We start from the raw sequence: 20,355 nt of genomic DNA on the forward strand, positions 1-20,355 counted from the left end.
CACGGCAACCGAAGGAACCGTGACGAGGACCATGCGCACCTCCCATGACCGGACCCATCCCGCAGCATTCGCGGCGGGCGGCCGGCTGCGCCGGCGACTCGGCGCGGCGGTCTTTGGGACCTCGGCCCCCAGCCGGCCGGTCCGCCGCCTCGCCGAGCGCGTGGGCGGCCGCCGGGTGCTGGTCACCGGCGCCTCCGGCACCATCGGACGCCAGCTCGCGATCCTGCTGGGACGGGCCGGCGCCGAGCTGATCCTGCTCGGCCGTGACGAGAAGGCCCTGCACGAGACCGCGCGCCACGCCACCGCCGGCAGCGGCGGCAGCGTACGGACCTTCGCCGTGGACCTGACCGCCGCCGACGAACTCGCCGCCGTGGTCGGCAAGGTGACCAGCGTCCACGGCGGCGTGGACGTACTGATCAACAACGCAGGGCGTTCCATCCGCCGGGGAACCCTGCACGCCGTCGAGCGGCCGCACGACTACCGCAGGACGATGGCGGTCAACTACTTCGGCGCGGTGGACCTCACGCTGGCCCTGCTCCCGGGGATGCGCGAACGCGGCCACGGGCACATCGTCAACGTCTCCACCATCGGACTCCAGCTGGCCATGTCCCGATTCACCGCCTACAACCCCTCGAAGGCCGCTCTCGAAGCCTTCGCACAGTCACTCGCCCCCGAGCTCAGACGCGAGGGCATCACGGTCAGCACCGTCCACCTCCCCCTCGTCCGCACCCGGATGAGCCGTCCCACGACGGCCTTCGCCCGGCTGCCCGCCATCGACGCCCATGAAGCAGCCCACATGATCGCCACCGCACTGGTCACCGGCAGGCCACGGGTCTCCACTCGGCTGGGCACGCTCGGCGAACTGCTCGGCGTCATCGCGCCCCGGGCCCGTCTGGCACTGGGAGCACTGGAGTACCGCTGGCTGCCCGAGTCCCCCAGCGCCTTCACCACACCACCCGCCGCACCACCGAAGACCGGACACGACAGGTGACGCGATGACGCAAGCCGCCCCGGCCGGCGCTCTCGACGGCCACATCCGCCGTGCGCTGGAACTGCCCGCCCTCACCGACGCCTTCGACCTGACGGCCCGGGCCTTCGCCGATCGCCCCGCACTGCGCGGGCCCGGCCGCGAGACCCACACCTGGGCCGAGTACCGGGCTGCCGCCCGGCGCTGCGCCGCGGGCCTGGCCCGGCTCGGGCTGCGGCCCGGCGACACCGTCGCACTCCTGCTGGGCAACCGGCCCGAGTTCCACATCGTGGACGCGGCCGCCATGACGCTCGGCGTGACGACCTGCTCGCTCTACCCGACCGCCGCCGACGAGGAGCTCCGCCACGTCGTGGCCGACTCCCGGGCGAGCGTCCTGGTCTTCGACGAGCCGGGGCGGGAACGGGCCGGGACGCTCCTGCGCGACTGCCCGGGGCTTCGGGAGTCGGCCGTCGTCACCGAGGCGCACGGACTCGCCGGACTGCTGGAGGCGGGAGAGGCGGACCCCTACGCCCACCGGGCCCGCCCCGGCGACGTCCTCACCGTCGTCTACACCTCGGGCACCACCGGACCGCCCAAGGGCGTCGAGCTCACCCATGCCGCGGTACGGGCCACCGGCCGGGCCTTCCTGGCACGGGTGCCGCTGCCGGCCGGGTGCAGGCTGGTGTCCTACCTGCCCATGGCGCACATCGCCGAGCGCTGCTGCTCGCACTACCTGCCCATGGCCCTGGGCGCCGATGTCACCTGCTGCCCGGAGGTGGACCGGCTCTTCTCCGTACTGCCGGACGTCCGGCCGCAGTGGCTCTTCTCCGTCCCGCGCGTCTGGGAGAAGCTGCGCTCCCGGCTGCTCGCCGAGATCGGCCGGGCACCGGACGGCTTCCGCCACGGTGCCCTGCGCGCCCTCGACCTGGGGGAGCGGCTGGCCGCCGGGGGAGAGGACACCGCCGCACGGGCCGAATACGAGCGGCTGGAGCCCACTCACCTGGCACCCGTGCGCGCCGTGCTCGGGCTGGACCACGCGCGGTTCGTGCACGTGGGCGCGGCCCCAGTACGCGGTGGGACCATGGCCTTCCTACGCGCCCTCGGACTGCCGGCCGGCGAGATCTGGGGCATGACCGAACTGTGCGCGGCCGCCTGTGTGACCGTGCCCGGACACCATCGGCCGGGCTGGATCGGACCACCGCTGCCCGGTGTGGAACTGCGCACGGCACCCGACGGCGAGATCCTCGTCCGCGGCCCCATCACCATGCGCGGATACCGGGGCAGGCCCCGGGAGACCGCCGCCGTCCTCGACACGGAGGGCTGGCTGCACACGGGGGACCTCGGCGAGGTGGACGACGACGGTTCCCTGCGGATCACCGGGCGCAAGAAGGAGCTCATCGTCAACGCCTACGGCAAGAACATGGCCCCTGCCCGCATCGAGGAGCGGATCGCCCAGCACGAATCCTTGATCGACCAGGTGTGCGTGATCGGGGACGGCCGCCCGTACAACGTCGCGCTGATCACCCTCACCGGGACCATGGCGACCGACCGCGTCCGCGACGCCGTCACCCGCGGCAACCGGCTGCTCTCCCCGCCGGAACGGGTCAGGCGGTTCGCCGTCGTCGACGGCCCCTGGACGCCCGGTTCGGGCCTGGTCACCCCCACCCTCAAGCTGCGCCGGCAGCACATCCGGAACCACTACCGGGAGGTCATCGACTTGCTCTACGCCGACGGCGGCCTGACCCCCCGCGAGGACTGACCCGTGCGCCCCCAGACGAGCGGACCCCCGCACCAGCCGTCCGCGACCGCAGACCGGCTGGCCGTGCTGCTCAAAGGCGACGGCCCGCGGCTCGTCCCGCGCGCGCCCTTCACCCTGGACGTCATCGCCCGCCTCCCGGGCGCCACACCCGACGACGTGTCACGCGCGTACGACCAGGCACGCGCGGCCGGCAGGACGTGGGCCGCGCGCGACGTCCGCGACCGCGCCCGCGTCCTCGGCCGGCTGCACGACCTGCTGCTCGACCGGCAGCGCGAGGCCCTCGACCTCCTCCAGTGGGAGACCGGCAAGGCCCGGACCCACGCCTTCGAAGAAGTGGTCGATGCCGCGGGGGTCTGCCACTACTACGCGCGCCGCGCCCCCGCCCTGCTGGGCCCGCGCCGCCGGCGCGGCGCGCTGCCCCTGCTGACGAGACTCCGCGAGTTGCGCCACCCCAAGGGCGTCGTCGCCGTGGTCACCCCATGGAACTACCCGCTCAGCCTGGGGGTGACCGACGTCGTCCCCGCCCTGCTGGCGGGTAACGCCGTGGTCCACAAGGCCGACACACAGACCGCGTGCACCACCTTGTGGGTGCGCGAGCTGTGCCTCGAGGCGGGCCTGCCCGACGGACTCTGGCAGGTCGTCGTGGGCGAGCCCGAGGACATCGGACCCACCCTGCTCGACCGGGCCGACCACCTGGCCTTCACCGGCTCCACCGCCGTCGGCCGGCTCCTCGCCCGCCGGGCCGCGGACCGGCTCATCGGCTGCATGCTCGAACTCGGCGGGAAGAACCCCCTGCTCGTCCTCGCCGACGCCGACGTCGAGCGGGCCGCGGCCGGCGCGGTACGGGCCTGCTTCACCAGCGCCGGGCAGCTGTGCATGTCCGCCGAGCGCCTCCTGGTCCACTCCTCGCTCTACGACCGCTTCCTGGAGACCTTCCTGGAGCGCGTCGCCGCGATGAAGATGTCCAGCGCCTTCGACTTCGGCGCCGACATGGGATCGCTCACCACCGGCCGCCAGCTCGACCGCGTCACCGGGCACATCGACGACGCCCTCGGCAAGGGCGCCCGGCTGCTGTACGGAGGCCGCGCGCGCCCGGACATCGGGCCGCTGTTCCACGAACCGACCGTCCTCACCGGCGTCACCCCCGGCATGGACGTCCACACGGACGAGACATTCGGCCCTGTGGTGTCCGTCCGGCCGTTCCGCGACGACGACGAGGCGATCGCCCTCGCCAACGAGGGCCCGTACGGCCTCACCGCCAGCGTATGGAGCCGCAGCCCGGCGCACGCCGAGGCACTTGCCTCACGGCTGACGGCCGGGGCGGTCAGCATCAACGAAGGCTTCCGCACGGCCCACGTCTCCTACGGCGCGCCCCTGGGCGGCCGGAAGGATTCCGGAATCGGATACCGGCACGGTGCCCAGGGACTGTTGCAGTACACCGACCTCCAAGTGCTGGCCCAGGCACGGGCCGACGTCTTCGACCCCCGCCCGGGGACGGACGCGGAGCGCCACGCCCGGCGGCTGACGGCCCTGCGCAGGGCGATGACGAGGCTGGGTCTGGGATGACGGATACGCCACAACGCTTCAGCTGCCACCTGATCGGCCAGAACGCCATGCTGGCCTCCTGCACCGAACTCCTCCTGGAGCGCGGCCACCGGGTGCTCGGGGTGACCACGCCCGACACCGGAATCCGGGACTGGGCGGCGCATGCCGGCCTGCGAACCACCGGCTTCGGCCCGGAGCTGACCGCCTTCCTCTCGGCCGAGCCCTTCGACTACCTCTTCAGCATCGCCAACCTGCGCCTGCTGCCCGCCCCCGTCCTGTCCCTGCCCAGGCACCTGGCGGTCAACTTCCACGACGCCCCGCTGCCCGGACACTCCGGGCTGCACGCCACCACCTGGGCGCTCCTCGGACGCGCGGCCTCCCACGGCGTGACCTGGCATGTGATGACCGAGGAAGCGGACGCGGGCGACGTCCTGCTGCGCCGCGAGGTCCCGCTGGAGCCCGGGGAGACGAGCGGCACGCTGAACGTCAAGTGCCTTCAGGCGGGAATCGACTCCTTCGGCGAACTGACCGACCTGCTCGCGGCGGGCCGGTCCCGGAGGCGGCCGCAGGATCCGGCCGGCCGCATCCACCACGGCCGCTTCGACCGGCCGCCAGGAGGCGGCTTCCTGAGCTGGGACCGCCCCGCCGGGGAACTGGACGCCGCCGTGCGGGCAGCCGACTTCGGGCCGCACCCCAACCCGTTCGGCACCGCCAAAGCGGTGCTCGACGGCCGGCCCGTGCTGGTGCGCGCGCTGACCGTGCTCCCCGGCCGCTCCGGCCGGCCGCCGGGCACCGTACTGCGGGCCGACGACACCGGCGACACCAGCGGCCTGGTGGTCGCCACCGGCAGCCGGGACGTGCTGCTCTCCCTGATCGCCACGCCGTCCGGCCGGCGGCTTCCCACCGCCGGACCACCGGACCGGCTCCCCGTGCCCGGCCCCGCCCTGCTGGAGGCGGCCGGCCGGGCCCAGGCGCGAAGCCTGCGTGACGAGCCGTTCTGGGTCCGGCGGCTCACCGGCCTCACCCCGGCCGACCTGCCCCACCGGGCCGACGGCCCGCTCACCTTCGCCGAGATCCCCGTGCCGGACGTCCTGGCCGGACCAGGACCCGAGCGCACCGAGTGGCTGCTCACGGCCTTCCTGGCGTTTCTCGTCCGAGCGGGGGCGGCGGCCGGGACGGACGTGCGCCTGCGCCTGCCACGGACCGGTACGGGCCACCCCGTGACCGACGCGCTGTACGCCGACTGGGTGCCGCTGCGCCTGCCGCACCTGACGGGACGGGACATGGCGGCGTGCCGCGCCGACGTGGCCGGCCGGCTGCGCGAGGCGACCGGGCGGGCCCCCATCCCGTACGACCTGTGGGCTCGTCACCCCCGCCTGACTCCCGACACGTTGCCCATCACCGTCGAGCTCGCGGAGGACACCGGTCCGGGGGAAGCCGCCGTCCCGCCGCCGGACACTGCCCTGCTGATCCGCCTTCCGCTCGGGCCGGGCCCGTGCCGATGGGCGGGCCCACCCGGCCCGCTTCCCGCCTACGCCGCCGCCTACCTGCGAGCCCTGGCCCGGACACCGGATGCGGAGCCGGCCCGGATCCCCCTGGGCACCGACGCGGCACGGCGGGCGGCGGCCGCCTGGAACGACACCGCGACGGCGTTCCCGCTCGACACCTGCGTGCACCGGCTGATCGCCCACCGGGCCGCGCTCCACCCGCAGGCACCCGCCGTGACCGGCGGCCGCCGCACCGAGACCTACGGCGAGCTCGACCGTCGCTCGTCCCGGCTGGCCGGGCACCTGCGAGCCCTGGGCGCCGGTCCCGGTCGCACGGTGGGCGTCCTCCTGGACCGCTCCTGCGACCTGGTGGTCACCCTCCTCGGCATCATGAAGTCCGGTGCGGCCTACGTCCCGCTGGACCCCCTCTACCCGCCCGTCCGCATCGCCGGCATGATCGCCGACGCCGCACCGGTCCTGCTGGTCACCGACTCCCGCCTCGCCGGCACCCTGCCCGCGACCGGCACCGGCGTCCTCGTCCTGGACCGGGACCGGGAGGCCGTCGAGGCCGCCGAGCCCGAGCACGGAGGCGGCGTACCGAGCGGATCCGACGCCTACGTCATCTACACCTCGGGCTCCACCGGCCGTCCCAAGGGCGTGCGGATCAGCCACCGGGCGCTGACCAACTTCACGTGCGCGATGGCCCGCGTCCCCGGCTTCACCGCGGCGGACCGGATGCTCGCCGTCACCACCGTCTGCTTCGACATCGCCGGACTGGAACTGTACGTACCGCTGGCCACTGGAGGGCACGTCGAACTCGCCCCCGCCCAGGCGTCCGGCGACGGCTTCCTCCTCCGGCGGCTGCTGGAGGACCGCCGCCCCACCGTCATGCAGGCCACCCCCGCCACGTGGCGCATGCTCCTCGACGCCGGCTGGCGGGGCCGGCCCGCTGCCGCACCGCCGCGGATCCTGTGCGGCGGCGAGGCGATGCCCCCGGACCTCGCCCCGGAGCTGCTGCGCCACGGCGGCCGCGTGTGGAACCTGTACGGGCCCACCGAGGCCACGATCTGGTCCGCGGTCGCCGAGGTGCTGCCCGGCCGGCCGGCCCTGATCGGCCCGCCAGTGGCCAACACCCGCTTCCACGTGCTGGACGACGAGCGGAGACAGCTGCCGCCCGGGATGGCGGGGGAGCTGTACATCGGCGGTGAACAGGTCGCCTCCGGCTATCTGAACCGGCCCGAGCTGACGGCCGAGCGCTTCGTGACCGTACCGGGCGTCACCGGAACCCTGTACCGCACCGGCGACCTGGTCCGCGCCCGGACGGATGGGCACCTGGAATTCCTCGGCCGGGCCGACAGCCAGGTGAAGGTGCACGGCCACCGGATCGAGCCCGGCGAGATCGAGGCGGCGCTGCGCACCCACCCGGCCGTCGCCGAGGCGGTGGTTGCCGTACGCGAGGACCGGCTGGTGGGCTGGACGGTTCCGCACGGCACCCCCGCCCCCGCAGGGGAACTGCGCGCTCACCTGGCCGCCGTGCTGCCCGCCTACATGGTCCCCTCCCGCTTCGTCGCGCTGGACCGCATCCCGCTCACCGCCAACGGCAAGACGGACCGGAAGGCGCTGCCCGCACCGGCGCTCACCCCGCCGGAGGGCGGGGCCGGCCCGGCCGATCGCACCGAACAGGCCGTCGCCGCGATCTGGCGCGACGTGCTGGGCCTCGCACACGTCGGGGTGGAGGACAACTTCTTCGAGGTGGGCGGTGATTCGCTGTCGCTGATGCGCGTCATGGCCCGGCTGCGAACGGAGCAGCACATCCCGCTGACCCGGGTGGAGATGTTCATGTACCCGACCATCCGTGCGCTGGCCCGCCGCCTGGACCCGCCGGAAACCCCTCGCCGGACGGCTGCCCGTAGCGCACTGGGTGACCTGCGCCGGCGCCCCCGTATCCGCTAGCCACCGCCCGACGAGTCACCGGCCACCGTCCGACGAGCCGCGGGCGACCCCGACGAGCCGCGAGAGAAGGAGCGTTCGCCATGCGCATGTGCACCGTGTGCGCGCTCAAGGAGAACCATCCCGGTATCCGTTTCGGCGACGACGGCGTGTGCAGCCTGTGCACACTCGATGTCGCCGGTGACCTGATGGAGAACTTCACGTACACCAAGCGGGTCTTCGAGGAATTCACGCGCAGCGGTCCCAACCCCCACGGCGACCACGACTGCCTCTTCATGTACAGCGGGGGCAAGGACAGCACCTACATGCTGGACAAGTTCGTCAACGAACACGGCAAGCGGGTGCTCTGCTACACCTTCGACGTGCCGTTCGAGAGCGTCCACGCGGCCGAGAACATCAGGCTGGCTCGCGAGCGCATTGCCGCCACCTTCGTGCTCGACTCCGACGACGACACCATCAAGGCCGTGATGCGGGAGGTCTTCAACCGGACCCCGGCGAAACCGGGGACGTACCTGGACGAGAAGCTGCCGTGCGTCTCCTGCCGCACGTTCTTCGTCATCAGAGCGATCCTCCATGCCTTTCGCCACCGGATCCCGTACATCGTGCTGTGCGCCGACCCGCAGCAGATCCTGACCATGGAATCCGACGTGCGCGAGGTGGTGCGCGGCTTCTACCGGACCTTCGGACGGCGGCTCGCGGACGAGTTCTTCCGGGGCGAGCTGGAACGGCTGCTCTTCGCCGACGACGACGAACTGCCCCGGATCGTCTTCCCGTTCATCGCCATGCGCTACGCCTACGACCCGGACCGCATCGTCGCCGAACTCAAGGAGAAGGGGCTCTACGCCTCCTCCCCGCTGGAGACGCACTGCACCTTGTTCCCGCTGCTGAACTATTACTCGTTCCTGAACTGGGACTGCATGTTCTACAAGCTCAACGCCGCCAGCCACCGGCGAGCCGTCCGACGCGACGAGAACCGTCACCGCTCCACGTTCGGCATCGCCTTCCCCCGTGCCGTCGACCTCCCCGCCGTCGAGGAGCGGCTCAAGCGCGTCGTCCTGGACATCGCCGGGAGCCGTGGCGAACCGGCCGCACAGGAAAGGGAACTCATCGAGCTCTTCACACAGCTGGATGCCACCGAGGACGCGGCGCGCTTCGTGGCCCGGCAGTTCCTGGACCTGCGGGAGACCGCGGCGGATCTCGGCGTCGTGCTGCGGGGCGGCGGGGCGGGAGCATGAGCGGCTGCGACGTGGCGATCATCGGAATGGCGTGCCGGTTCCCCGGCGCCCCCTCCCCGGACGCGTTCTGGGAGGTCCTGCGCGAAGGCCGGGAGACGGTCCGGTTCGCGACCGAGGACGAGCTGCTCGCCGCCGGGGCCGATCCCGCCCGTCTGGCGGTGCCCGGCCATGTGCGTGCGGTCCAGGCGATCCCGGGAGTGGACCGGTTCGACGCCGGTCACTTCGGCATCGGCGACGACGAGGCCGAGATCCTCGATCCGCAGCACCGGCATTTCCTGGAGTGCGCGCTCGCCGCCCTGGAGGACGCCGGATGCGACCCCCGCGCCTACCCGGGAGAGATCGGGGTCTTCGGAGGGGCGGGCATGAACACCTATCTCCCGGGCAATCTCGCCGACCGCTACGCCGAGGCGTCGGCGCTCGGCCGCTACCGGCTCATGCTCGCCAACGACAAGGACTTCCTCACCACCCGGGTCTCGTACAAGCTCGGCCTGCGCGGGCCGAGCGTCGCGGTCAACACCGCCTGTTCCACCTCGCTGGTCGCCGTGCACCTGGCCTGCCTGAGCCTCCTCGCGGGCGAGTGCGGCATCGCGCTGGCGGGCGCCGTCCATCTGCGCATGCCCCAGGACGAGGGCCACGTGCACCAGCAAGGAATGATCTTCTCCCCGGACGGCCACTGCCGGGCCTTCGACGCCGAGGCCCGGGGCACCGTGATCGGCAGCGGTACGGGCGTCGTCGTCCTCAAACCGCTGGACGACGCCGTGGCGGACGGCGACACCGTGCACGCCGTGATCAAGGGGACAGCGATCAACAACGACGGCGCGCTCAAGGCCGGGTTCACCGCGCCGAGCGTCGAGCGGCAGGCCGCCGTCATCGAAGAGGCGCAGCGCGTGGCGGGCTGTCCGCCCGGGACGATCGGTTACGTGGAGGCGCACGGCACCGGTACACCACTGGGTGATCCCGTTGAAGTGGCGGCCCTCAACCGGGCGTTCGGGTCCGGCCCGGGCGCGGGGGACGGCGGCGTGACCGTGCTGGGGTCGGTCAAGACCAACATCGGTCACCTGGACGCGGCCGCGGGCATGGCCGGCCTGATCAAGACCGCCCTGATGCTCCGCCACCGCACGCTCGTGCCGAGCCTGCACTTCCGTGCCCCCAATCCCGACATCGACTTCTCCGCGGGCCCCTTCCGCGTCGGCACCACTTGCACACCGTGGCCGGGCGGGGCCGGCCCCCGGCGGGCCGGGGTCAGCTCGTTCGGGATCGGCGGCACCAACGCGCACGTGGTCCTGGAGGAACCGCCCGCACCACCGCCCGCGCCACAGCCGCGCGGCGGCGAAGTGCTGCTGCTCTCGGCCCGTACGCCCCGGGCGCTGGAGCGCGCCACCGGGGATCTGGCCCGGTACCTGCGCCGACACCCCGGCCTGGACCTCACATCGGTCGCGTACACCTTGACCATGGGACGGGCCCACCACGCCCACCGCCGGGCGGTGGTCTGCGGCGGTGTCGCCGAGGCCGCGCTCACCTTGGCGCTCCTGGACCCGGACCGGGTACGGAGCGGGGAGCGCGAGGAGAGCCCGCCACGCTTCGCCTACGTGCTGACCGGCACCGGACCTTTCCCGGGCGCCGGCGAACTGTACCGGGAGGCGGCCGCGTTCCGGGCGGTGGTGGACGCGTGCGCGGCGGCGTTCGGCACCGACCCGCGAGCCGTGCTGGAGCGCGAGGACGCGGCCCGCTTCGTCGTCCCTTACGCGCTGGCGCGGACGTGCCGGGCGTGGGGCGTGCGGCCCGCCGCCGTGGTGGGACGGGGGCCCGCCCGGCTCGCCGCCGGGTGCCTGGCCGGGGTGTTCCCGCCCGCCGCCGTGCCGGCTCTGGCCACCGGGCGTGCCGCCGGGGCGGTGACCTGTGCGGAGCCGGGCATTCCGGTGGATCCGGGGTCGGGTTGGCTGCGGCCGGACGAGGCGGTCTCCCCGGATACCTGGACCCGGACGGAGACCGTGGAGGACGACCGGCAGGCGGTGGAGGCGCTCCTGAAGGACGCCGGTCTGGTCGCTCTCTCCTTCGACTGCGACGGCGGCCGGACGGCCACCGAGGTGCTGCTGGACGCCGTGGGCCGGGCCTGGGCCGCCGGCGCCGAGGTCGACTGGACGCACTGGTACGGGCCCGTGGGGCGCCGGGTGCCCCTGCCCACGTACCCCTACGAGCGCCGTCGCCACTGGGTGGAACCGCCTCTTCGTCACCCCGGCCCGTCGGAGCGGCCCGGCCCCGGTGCCGGCGGGCCCTCGGCCGACGCCCGCCGTCGCGTCGAAGAGGCGGCACCGGCCGAACGGAGCGCGATCCTCCAGCAGATCCTGCGGGAGCAGGTCGGCGGCCTGCTCGAGGCGGACGACGGGCGGCTGCCCGGGCCGGACGAGAACCTCCACCATCTCGGGGCCGACTCGCTGGTCCTGATCGACGTCGTCGCCACGCTCGGCACCACCTTGGGCCGCACCCTCGCGGCGTCCTTCGGCGACCCGCCCACGATCCGTGGCCTGGCCGACCGCGTCGCCGCGGCCTGGAGCACGCCGTGAACGGCCCCACGCAGACCTGGCGGATCGCCGGGACGGGCGCGGTGACCAGCCTCGGCACGGGGACCGCCGTCACCTTCGACGCCCTGTGCGCCGGCCGCGGCGGCCCGGTCCCCTTGCGTGCCTTCGACACCTCCCGCATGCGCACCCGGCACGCCTTCGAGATCCCGGGCCCGCCCCGGGAGCCGGCCGACCGGCTGTGCCAGGCCGTCGCCGAGGCCCTCGGCCAGGCCGGCCTTCCCGCGGACCTGACCGATGTCCCGGTCCTGGTCGGCAGCGGACTGCGGGGTCTGCGGGCGGCAGAACGCCGGTGGGCGGAGCGAGGCCGGCTCGACGTCGCCGACCTGTCCTTCGGCCGTGCCCTGCGAGACCGGTTCGGCGCGGTGGACACCCATACCTTCGGCGGCGCCTGCTCCGCTTCGCTGTACGCGCTGGCTCTCGCCGCCGACCTGCTCGCCGCGGGCGACGCGGACACGGTGGTGGCCGCCGGCGTCGACACCATCACGGCGAGCATGTACGGCCTGCTCGACCGGGCGCAGCCGCAGAGCCCGCGGGAGGTCAGGCCCTTCGACCGGGCCCGGAGCGGCCAGTTGCTCGGGGAGGGTGCCGCCGCCGTGGTACTGCGCCGCGGGGGACCGGCCCGCGCGGTGCTGCGTTCGGTGGCCCTGCACTGTGACGCCCGCCATGTGACCGCACCCGACGTGGACGGGCTCGTCGGTACGCAGACGCGGGCACACGAACAGGCCGGGATCAAGGCGTCGGACGTCGATCTCGTCCACGCTCAGGGCACCGGCTCGCTCGTCAACGACCGGGCCGAGGCGCTGGCGCTGGCCCGGGTCTTCGGCACCGGCGGCGAAAGCCCCCTGATCATCTCCGTGGAAGCGATGACCGGGCACACCTCGGGCTGTTCCGGGCTGCTCGCCACGGTGATCGCCACCGAGTGCCTGCGCACCGGCCGGGTGCCGCCGGCCGTGGGGTTGAGCGATCCGATCGACGAGGCGACGGGGCTGAGGTTCGCCACCGGCGGCCCGGTGGGTGGCCACGCCCCGGTGACCGCGCAGATCGACGCGTTCGGCTTCGGAGGCGTCAACGCCGTGGCGATCCTGGGGAAGGCCCTATGACGTGCCCTTCGACGACGGTGCTGGTCGCCGGGACCGGCGTCGCGATTCCGGGCGTGCCGCAGGGCGCGGGCCTGCTGGCGGCCGTCCGCCCGCCACATCCCCCGCTCCCGTGGCCGCCGTCCGGGCGGGACACCAGGTTCAAGGACCGGGCGACGAGGATCGCCCTGGTCGCGGCCGAGGCGGCCCTCGCCGAAGCGGGGTTGCTGAAGGACGGTTCCCTCACCGTGCCGGGGACGACGGTCGGCACGGTGGTGAGTTCGAACCTCGGCAATCTCGACACGGTGTGCCGGTCCGCCGACGCGGCCGTCCGGGCGGGCCCGGCGGGGCTGCGCGTGGTGGATCTGCCCACCGCGTGCAGCAACGTCGTCGCCTCCAGCGTGGCCATCCGATTCGGGCTGAACGCCGTCAACCTGACGCTCTGCAACGGCGCCACCTCGGGGCTCGACGCCGTGGGGTGGGCCGTACGGGCCCTCCGGTCGGGGCGGGCCCGGCGCATGGTCGTCGTGGGCGTGGAACCCGCCGACCCGGTGCCGCTGCACATGGTGGCCGACCAGGCCCGCGCCCCCGGCGACCGGCTGCTCGACGGCGCGGCGGCACTCGTCCTCGAGACCGCCCAGGCGGCGGCCGGGCGCGGTCGGCCGAATTCCGTGACGGTGACCGCGTACGCCCGCCGCCGGGATCCGGCTGCCGCCGTCCGCGCGGTGGGCGCCGGCAAGGAGGCGGGTCTCTGGCTCCCACCCGGCCACCGCGCCGACGACGGGCGCCCACCCCACATCTGCGCCGTCTGTGACATGGCCCGTACGCTGCCGCCCGCCTCCGGTGCTCTTGGGGTGCTCCAATGCGTCGCGGCCGCCGCCTGGCTCTCCGTCACCCCGCCGCCCGGCACCCCGCCCACGGCCCTGGCCGTATCGGGGGGCGCCCCGGAGGACGACGCCGCGGCGGCCGTCCTGCTCTCCGCCCTCTCGTCGATGCCCCGGCCCGGCCTGCCCGGCCCTCCGAGGCCCCATTGCGAAGAAGCCCCACCGGAAAGGTGAAGAATGACGCCCGTCCTGATCACCGGAGCGGGGGCCGTGTCCTGCCTCGGCGTCGGAGTGCCCGCCATGTGGAAGGCTCTGTGCGCCGCCCCGGAGATCCGCCCCCGGCCGGCGGCCGACCCCGGCGCGCGGATGCGGCTGCCGCTGATCCACCCGGCACCCGCCGAACCCGGCACCGACGGCCGCGCCACCCGGCTGGCACTGACCGCGGCCCGCGAGGCCATCGTCGACGCCGGGCTGACCTCCTCGGAATGTGCCCGGGCTCCGGTGGTTCTCGGCACCGGCGGCGGCAACGCCGACCACTGGGAACGCCCCCTCGCCGCCGCCCGGCCCGCCCCGCCGGGCTTCACCGTCGCCGCGGCCCTCGCGACCGCGATCGGCAGCGGTGCCGGCGCCACGTGCGTCAGCAACGCCTGCGCGGCGGGCGGCTTCGCCCTGGCGATCGCCGCGGACCTGATCCGCACAGGGGAGGCCGAGGTCGTCGTGGCCGGCGGTGCCGAGGCGTACAGCAGGGTCGCCCTGGCCTGCTTCAACCGCATGGGAGCCGTCGACGCCCGAGCCTGCCGGCCCTTCCACCGCGACCGCGCCGGCACGGTCTTCGGCGAAGGCGCCGCCGTGTTCGTCCTGGAGACGGCGGACCACGCCCGCCGCCGCGGCGTCCGGCACGCCTACGCCAGGCTCGCCGGGTCCGGATGGAGCTGCGACGCCCACCACCTCACCGCGCCGGAACCCGCAGGAAGCCAGATCCGCCGCGCCATGACCGACGCCCTGGACGAGGCCGGGGCCACCACCGGGACGGTGGGATGCGTCGTGCCCCATGGCACCGGCACTCGCCTCAACGACGTCGTGGAGAGCCAGGCCCTGGGTGCCGTCTTCGGCGACCACGCGGCCCACCTGCCCGTCTACAGCCTCAAAGCGCTCATCGGCCACACCGCCGGGGCCGCGGGCGCCCTGGGCGCGCTGGCGGCCGCGCTCATGCTGGACCACGGCACCGTACCGCCCAACGCACCCCTCGGACCGGAGCAGGACCCCCACTGCCCGGTCAACCTGCCCCAGGGCCCCTCACAGCCGCTGACGGGCCGCCACATCCTCGTCAACGCCTTCGCTTTCGGAGGGAACAACGTGTCACTCGTGCTCGAGGGCAGCGCCGCATGAGGGCGGACACGCTGGTGGTCACCGGCATTGGTGTGGTCTCTCCTTGGGGGAACGACCCGGCCAAGCTCGACCTCCGTACCCCGGCCGACGCCGATGAGGACTGGTTCGACGTGGTGAGCGAACTCGGCCCCCGGGGGTACAAGTACGTTCCTCCGGGCTGCCGCTACCTGATCGCCGCGACCCGCCGCGCACTACGGGACGCCGGAGACGCGGTGACCCGGATCCCGGAACCGCGACGTGGCATGGCCGTCGGCACGGAGAACGGCATCGCGGGCCTGATCGACGCCATGGACGAGACGGTCACCACGGCCGGAGCGGACCGCCTCAGCCCGGCGACGGCCCCGTACTTCTCCGTCAACACCCTCGCGGGCCGAGTCGCCATGGAACACGGCATCAAGGGCTGGAACCTCACCCTCACCTCACCACGCGCGGCGGGCCTGCAGGCACTGCAGGCGGGGTCCCGCGCATACGCCGCCGGACGGTGCGACCTCCTGCTCGCCGGATCCACCGAGGCCGCGCTCCCTTCCCACCACTCCGGCCACTCCGCCTCCGACGCCGGCGCGGCCGTGCTCGTCCTCGAACCCCGGGCCGCGGCCGCCGCCCGCGGCGCCGCACTCCATGGCACGTGCGCGACGGCCACCTTCTTCCTCGCTCCCCTCCTTGCCTCCGGCACACCGGCCCCCGACGCCCTGCGGACGACCGCCGAGGCCCTCGCCCGAGTCACGCCGGCCCGCCACCGGAACATCCATCCGCCGGTCCGGCTCATCGCCGAACCCTCTCCCGTGGCCACCCGACTCCTCTCCCAGCTGAGGACGCTCGGCCTGCGCACCGACTTCCTGCCGGCCGGCAGCGGAACCCTGCTGCCCGTCCTCCACATCGCCCATGGCCTCACGGCACCGGGCCCACCCCACATCGTGGCCACCGCCAGCCCCGACGGCACCTGCGCCCTCACCGCGGTACACCCTCAGCCACCCACCGACCCCACCCTGGAGACACGATGACCCCCCACCACACCGCCATCGACATCGAGGAACTGCGCGCCACCATCGCCGAGACGCTCGAACTCGACCCGGAGGAAGTCACCGACGACGCCCGCTTCGTCGAGGACCTGGGCGCGGACTCCCTACTGGCGCTCGAGATGCAAGTCGTCCTGGAGGAGGACTACGGCGTCCACCTGACCGAGGACGACCTGCGGCGCACCACGACCCTGCGCGCCGCACACGCACTGCTGGTCGCCAGGACCACACAGGGCGGCACCGTTTCATGACAACCGACAGGGGCGCGTTCAGGTTGCGGAACCACCCGGACGGCGGGTTGGTGAAGACGCGTCCGTTGAGGACGAGTTGTCCGGACGCCGCGGAAGCGGACCCGGGAACGGTAAGCGAGAGCACTGCCGCAGCGGCGAGCCCACCGAAGCTCTTCGGGACGAGGTGTCGCATGGGCATCCTTCCTGGGTGAGGTGGGAACGCCCAAGAGCTGTCCCTCTGCGAGGCGCCACATGCGTCGGCCGCTCGTACGGATGATGCGGGGCGCCCGGAGGTCAAGGCGGCGGCACCGTGGTACGTACGACGCGTGCGAAGCGTGCGGCGACCTTCCGCCAGATGGCGGCTGCCGCCGGTTCGTCGGCGGTCGCCCGGCGCAGGAGCTCGTCGGGGTCGAGGCCGAGGGCTGTGAGCCGGTCGCGATCCCACCGCCGGACGGTGTCCGGGCCGGCCTCCGGGTGGAACTGGACTCCCCAGGCATGCTCTCCCACCCGAAAGGCCTGGTACGGGCAGTGTTCGCCGGTCACCAGCCATACCGCGTCCGGGGGAAGCGCCGTGATGGCGTCCACATGCTGCTCGATGGCGGTGACGCGGCGGGGCAGCCCGGTGAAGAGGGGGTCGTCGTCGGCCTCGGGTCGCAGGGTCAGGGGAGTGCTGCCGATCTCCGGCGCTCCGTGCCGCCCGCGGACCGTGCCGCCGGCCACGTGGGCCAGTAGCTGGCCGCCGAGGCAGACGCCCAGGAACGGTGCTCCGGTCTCCAGGGCCTGGGCCACGAGTGCGCGGGTGGGTGCGAGCCAGGGTGCGCGTTCGTCGTCGTCCGGCAGGTACCCGCCGCCGAGGACGAGGAGGGCCCGGTGCCCCAGGCGCGCGGGTGGGCCGGCCCCGTCGTGGGCCGCGATCACTTCCAGGTCGATTCCGTCCTCGTTCAGCCAGTCACCGAGACGGCCCGCATGGGCGCGCGGGTCGTTCTGCACCACGAGCAGCCGGGACACGTCCCTACCTCCACCCCGGTCCGGCGGACGGCCGTACATGCCAAATGATCACAATATGTTATATGGCGTAGCCATGCATTCTCATTGCGGTCAATTCTGGGCATAGCAGTCACCTGATGGCAAGCAAGCTCTCCCTCCCACAGCCCCGGCCGCCGCGTCGGGCAGAGAGGCCCGGACCGTGCCCGACGACATCGCCTCTGCCAGGATCCATCCCGCCATCGGTGTCGCCCGCGTGGGCAACAGCACCGACCCCGACGGATGGTTCCTCGGCCCCGAGACCCCCGACCCGCAGCCCGCACCCGCCGGCTCGTACAAGGACTCCCAGGGAGCGGTGAAACGCCAGGCGGCACGGTTCCGGATCTACGGGTACGACGCGGCGGGCCGTGTCGTCCGTGAGATCAAGGCCACCGATCCCGGCGCCGCCCTCACCTGGAGCGTGCACCTGGCCAACAGGAAGGGCGCCTGGTACGCGTTCAACCTCGCCCTCGACATCGACGACAGCGTGAACATCAGCTCGCCGCGACGCAACTCGACCGAAACCGACCGCGGCCGACTCGTCATCGACCCGGGCCGCAAGTCCCTGAACGCGTCCAGCGGCCAGACGGTGGAATTCACCGGCGGGAAATTCTGCGGCCAAGCCGTTTCGCTGGGCCGGATGCACGCCGATGCCGACGGACGTCTGGTGGTGCTCGGCGGCGCCGGTGCGGCGAAGTCTCCCCAGAGCAAGCTGCTGACGTCGTTCGCCAACAACGACGGCTGGTACGACGACACCTCCGACGGCCCCGTCACCGCGCAACTCACCCTCGGCGGCCACGCCGTGCCCGTCCAGCCCGCCTGGCTCGTGGTCGCCCCGCCCAACTACGCACCCGACGTGAAGACCCTGCGCACGGTCTACGACCTGCTCGTCGACCTCTTCGTCGACGAAGGCACGCTCCCCGCGCCCACCAGCGTGTCCTTCGACCGGGACATCAAGCCCATCCTCCGCCGGTTCTGCGAACTCCAATGGGTCAACAAGGGCTTCGCCACCCACTTCGGCTTCGGCGGACCGGAACACTTCATGGCCCCCGAGACGCTGCGCCGCCTCTCCGGCACCGGCGAGACCCACCAGGAACTGCGCCGGCAGATCTACACCGCCCTGCGCGACCTCGAGCGCGACGGCCTCGCGCCCATGACCTGGCCCTGGCTCTACGGCGACGGAATGGCCAGCAAGCCGAAATCCGAACTGCAGTACATGACCCTCTCGAAGCTGCAGGACGACATGCTGCTGAAGTGGGTGAAGGGTGACTTCGATCCCAGCCCCTGGGCCGGGTTCCCCCACTCCCTCGAGGACGCCCCCGTCGCGGACCAGCCCGGCCTCCTGGACCGCGCCGCGCTCGACTTCTGCCTCGCCGACGCCTTCCACCCCGGCTGCGAGGTCACCTGGCCCGTCCGGCACCCCTCGATGTACTCCGAGCCGTTCCGCGTCCGGCACCGGCCGGCAGGACAGCCGGAACCGGACTACGGCGCCGCACTCACCCAACAGCGGGCACTGGCCTCCGACGGGCCGCTCCACGCCCAGGCGCCCGGCGGCCTGACCCGGTGGATGGCCGTCCCCTGGCAGACCGACACTGCCAGCTGCCGCTGGGGATACGAATTCAACCGGGCGAACCTCGGGCCGCGCTACGACCCCCACCTGCCGACCTTCTGGCCCGCCCGGGTGCCCAACCACGTCCTCAAGGAATCGGACTACCACGTCGTCAACGACCCGGACGCGGGGGAAGGAGCCCGTGAGGACGCCTTCGCCCGCCGCGCCTCGTGGCTGCGCGGTCTGCGCGGGAACGACCCGAAGCAGCAGTTGGTCCAAGCGGCGGAGGAATGGCACAAGTTCGGCATCGTCGAGGTCCGCCCGTACACCGTGGGCGACGGGAAGTACCCCGAGAACCTGCAGGTCGAGTCCGTTCCCGGCTTCGACCTCACCGGGGTGTCCGACGACCACAACCTGGTGAACATCCACGTCGACGAGGCCGCCGGCCTGGACCGGGCCTCCCTCGACAGCGTCGTCTCCGAGGTCTCCGACGCCACGGGCTACCCGCCGGACGTCATCACCGTCGGGTACATCGACAAGCTCGACCCCTACGGGGAGGGCGCGGTCGGAGAGACCTCGTGAGGAGTCGCGACGATCTGTACGACGTCGTGGTGGCCGGCGGTGGGCCCGCCGGCGCGGCCGCCGCCCTGGCCCTGCTCCGGGAGGGGCGTACGGTCGTACTGGCCGACGCGGCCACCGGCGCCCCCAGCGTCGGCGAAGCGCTGCCGGCCGCCGCCGGAGTGCTCCTGCGCGACCTGGGAGTCGGCGACCGGATCCCCGGAGACGGCCACCTGCCGTGCTACGCCAATCTCTCCGCCTGGGGCTCGCCCGCACTCGGCGCGGTGGACAGCGTCAACGACCCGCACGGCCCCGGCTGGCACCTCGACCGCCTGCTCTTCGACCGCCGCCTGCGCGCCTGCGCCCAGGCGGCGGGAGCGCACGTCGAGACGCGCACGACCGTCCGCCCCCGGGCCCGGCACGCCGACGGCACCTGGACGGTCGCCCTGCGCCGGGCCGACGACCGCCGGATCGATGACCACCCGGCCGACGACCGCCGGACCGTACGGTGCCGGTGGCTCGTCGACACCACGGGACGCCGCGCCGCCATCGCCACCGCCTGCGGTGCGCGGCGGCGTACGTACGACCGTCTCATCGCGCTCCACTGCGTCCTCGGCCGCGACCGGGAAGTCCGCGCCGACAACTCGACGCTGGTGGAGGCGGCGCCCGACGGCTGGTGGTACGCCGCCGCGCTGCCCTCGGAACGCCTGCTCGTCGTCTGGTTCACCGACGCGGACCTCCCGGCCGCCCGTACCGGCCCGCCCTGGCTCGACCGGCTCGCCGCCACGCGCCACATCGCCGCGCGCGCCGGCGCCGGCCTGCGCCATGGCCGCGCGGCCCGCGTGACGCCACGGCGGGCACCCGCCCACACCGCGCGCCTCGACCGGGTGCACGGAGACGGCTGGACCGCCGCCGGCGACGCGGCGGCGGCCTTCGACCCGCTCTCCTCCCAAGGCATCCTCACCGCGCTCTACACGGGCATGAGAGCGGGCGAGGCGGTCGCCGCGCGCCTGGGCGGCGACGCCGCGGACCTCGACCACTACGCCGCGAACGTCGACGGCATCGTCGCCGCCCACCTGCGCAACCGGCACACGTACTACGCGTTCGAACAGCGCTGGCCGCACCGGCCGTTCTGGAGACGCCGGCACAGAGCCCCCTGACCTCG

The 20,355-nt window shown here is 73.6% G+C and carries 14 protein-coding genes; 13 read left to right on the forward strand and 1 reads right to left on the reverse strand.

Annotated features, from left to right (window positions below; all coding sequences use genetic code 11):
* Positions 1-31 precede the first annotated feature (31 nt).
* From IE295_RS16300 to IE295_RS16350, 11 genes are all read left to right on the forward strand, one after another.
* Positions 32-991, forward strand: a complete 960-nt coding sequence (locus tag IE295_RS16300; RefSeq protein WP_190064321.1) for an SDR family NAD(P)-dependent oxidoreductase — start codon at positions 32-34, stop codon at positions 989-991.
* A gap of 4 nt (positions 992-995) precedes the next feature.
* The gene (locus IE295_RS16305; RefSeq protein ID WP_190064322.1) at positions 996-2,726 is read left to right on the forward strand and encodes an AMP-dependent synthetase/ligase; all 1,731 of its coding nucleotides are present in this window, start codon (positions 996-998) and stop codon (positions 2,724-2,726) included.
* A gap of 3 nt (positions 2,727-2,729) precedes the next feature.
* The gene (locus IE295_RS16310) at positions 2,730-4,292 is read left to right on the forward strand and encodes a succinic semialdehyde dehydrogenase (protein WP_224323403.1); all 1,563 of its coding nucleotides are present in this window, start codon (positions 2,730-2,732) and stop codon (positions 4,290-4,292) included.
* On the forward strand, positions 4,289-7,711 hold the full coding sequence (locus tag IE295_RS16315; RefSeq protein WP_190064323.1) for an amino acid adenylation domain-containing protein: 3,423 nt from the start codon (positions 4,289-4,291) through the stop codon (positions 7,709-7,711). The genes IE295_RS16310 and IE295_RS16315 overlap by 4 nt, the downstream gene beginning before the upstream one ends.
* Positions 7,712-7,791: 80 nt before the next feature.
* Positions 7,792-8,943, forward strand: a complete 1,152-nt coding sequence (locus IE295_RS16320; RefSeq protein ID WP_190064324.1) for an adenine nucleotide alpha hydrolase family protein — start codon at positions 7,792-7,794, stop codon at positions 8,941-8,943.
* Positions 8,940-11,507 carry a type I polyketide synthase gene (locus IE295_RS16325; RefSeq protein WP_190064325.1) on the forward strand — a complete coding sequence of 856 codons (2,568 nt, stop codon included), beginning with the start codon at positions 8,940-8,942 and terminating at the stop codon, positions 11,505-11,507. Before IE295_RS16320 ends, IE295_RS16325 begins: the two co-directional genes overlap by 4 nt.
* Complete coding sequence (locus IE295_RS16330) at positions 11,504-12,625, forward strand: beta-ketoacyl synthase N-terminal-like domain-containing protein (RefSeq protein WP_190064326.1); 1,122 nt, start codon at positions 11,504-11,506, stop codon at positions 12,623-12,625. The genes IE295_RS16325 and IE295_RS16330 overlap by 4 nt, the downstream gene beginning before the upstream one ends.
* The gene (locus IE295_RS16335; protein WP_190064327.1) at positions 12,622-13,659 is read left to right on the forward strand and encodes a beta-ketoacyl synthase N-terminal-like domain-containing protein; all 1,038 of its coding nucleotides are present in this window, start codon (positions 12,622-12,624) and stop codon (positions 13,657-13,659) included. The genes IE295_RS16330 and IE295_RS16335 overlap by 4 nt, the downstream gene beginning before the upstream one ends.
* A 3-nt stretch (positions 13,660-13,662) precedes the next feature.
* Positions 13,663-14,814 (forward strand): beta-ketoacyl-[acyl-carrier-protein] synthase family protein, encoded by a 1,152-nt coding sequence (locus IE295_RS16340; protein ID WP_190064328.1) that lies wholly within the window; start codon positions 13,663-13,665, stop codon positions 14,812-14,814.
* Positions 14,811-15,815, forward strand: a complete 1,005-nt coding sequence (locus IE295_RS34140) for a beta-ketoacyl synthase N-terminal-like domain-containing protein (protein ID WP_190064329.1) — start codon at positions 14,811-14,813, stop codon at positions 15,813-15,815. The genes IE295_RS16340 and IE295_RS34140 overlap by 4 nt, the downstream gene beginning before the upstream one ends.
* The gene (locus tag IE295_RS16350) at positions 15,812-16,081 is read left to right on the forward strand and encodes an acyl carrier protein (protein ID WP_190064330.1); all 270 of its coding nucleotides are present in this window, start codon (positions 15,812-15,814) and stop codon (positions 16,079-16,081) included. Before IE295_RS34140 ends, IE295_RS16350 begins: the two co-directional genes overlap by 4 nt.
* Positions 16,082-16,354: 273 nt before the next feature.
* On the opposite strand, the gene IE295_RS16355 is transcribed toward IE295_RS16350, so the two are convergent.
* Complete coding sequence (locus tag IE295_RS16355; RefSeq protein WP_224323401.1) at positions 16,355-17,068, reverse strand: type 1 glutamine amidotransferase; 714 nt, start codon at positions 17,066-17,068, stop codon at positions 16,355-16,357.
* Positions 17,069-17,246: 178 nt separating this feature from the next.
* Here IE295_RS16355 and IE295_RS16360 point away from each other — a divergent pair, with 178 nt between their 5' ends.
* Both IE295_RS16360 and IE295_RS16365 read left to right on the forward strand, forming a co-directional pair.
* Complete coding sequence (locus IE295_RS16360; protein WP_190064332.1) at positions 17,247-19,214, forward strand: LodA/GoxA family CTQ-dependent oxidase; 1,968 nt, start codon at positions 17,247-17,249, stop codon at positions 19,212-19,214.
* On the forward strand, positions 19,211-20,350 hold the full coding sequence (locus IE295_RS16365; RefSeq protein WP_190064333.1) for an FAD-dependent monooxygenase: 1,140 nt from the start codon (positions 19,211-19,213) through the stop codon (positions 20,348-20,350). The genes IE295_RS16360 and IE295_RS16365 overlap by 4 nt, the downstream gene beginning before the upstream one ends.
* Positions 20,351-20,355 lie beyond the last annotated feature (5 nt).

It is taken from the genome of Streptomyces griseocarneus (assembly GCF_014655595.1).
Lineage (GTDB): Bacteria > Actinomycetota > Actinomycetes > Streptomycetales > Streptomycetaceae > Streptomyces > Streptomyces griseocarneus.

Coding starts and splice junctions, on each gene's coding strand:
- IE295_RS16300 (WP_190064321.1), top strand. CDS start 32: ATGCGCACCTCCCATGACCGGACCCATCCCGCAGCATTCGCGGCGGGC.
- IE295_RS16305 (WP_190064322.1), top strand. CDS start 996: ATGACGCAAGCCGCCCCGGCCGGCGCTCTCGACGGCCACATCCGCCGT.
- IE295_RS16315 (WP_190064323.1), top strand. CDS start 4,289: ATGACGGATACGCCACAACGCTTCAGCTGCCACCTGATCGGCCAGAAC.
- IE295_RS16320 (WP_190064324.1), top strand. CDS start 7,792: ATGCGCATGTGCACCGTGTGCGCGCTCAAGGAGAACCATCCCGGTATC.
- IE295_RS16325 (WP_190064325.1), top strand. CDS start 8,940: ATGAGCGGCTGCGACGTGGCGATCATCGGAATGGCGTGCCGGTTCCCC.
- IE295_RS16335 (WP_190064327.1), top strand. CDS start 12,622: ATGACGTGCCCTTCGACGACGGTGCTGGTCGCCGGGACCGGCGTCGCG.
- IE295_RS16340 (WP_190064328.1), top strand. CDS start 13,663: ATGACGCCCGTCCTGATCACCGGAGCGGGGGCCGTGTCCTGCCTCGGC.
- IE295_RS34140 (WP_190064329.1), top strand. CDS start 14,811: ATGAGGGCGGACACGCTGGTGGTCACCGGCATTGGTGTGGTCTCTCCT.
- IE295_RS16350 (WP_190064330.1), top strand. CDS start 15,812: ATGACCCCCCACCACACCGCCATCGACATCGAGGAACTGCGCGCCACC.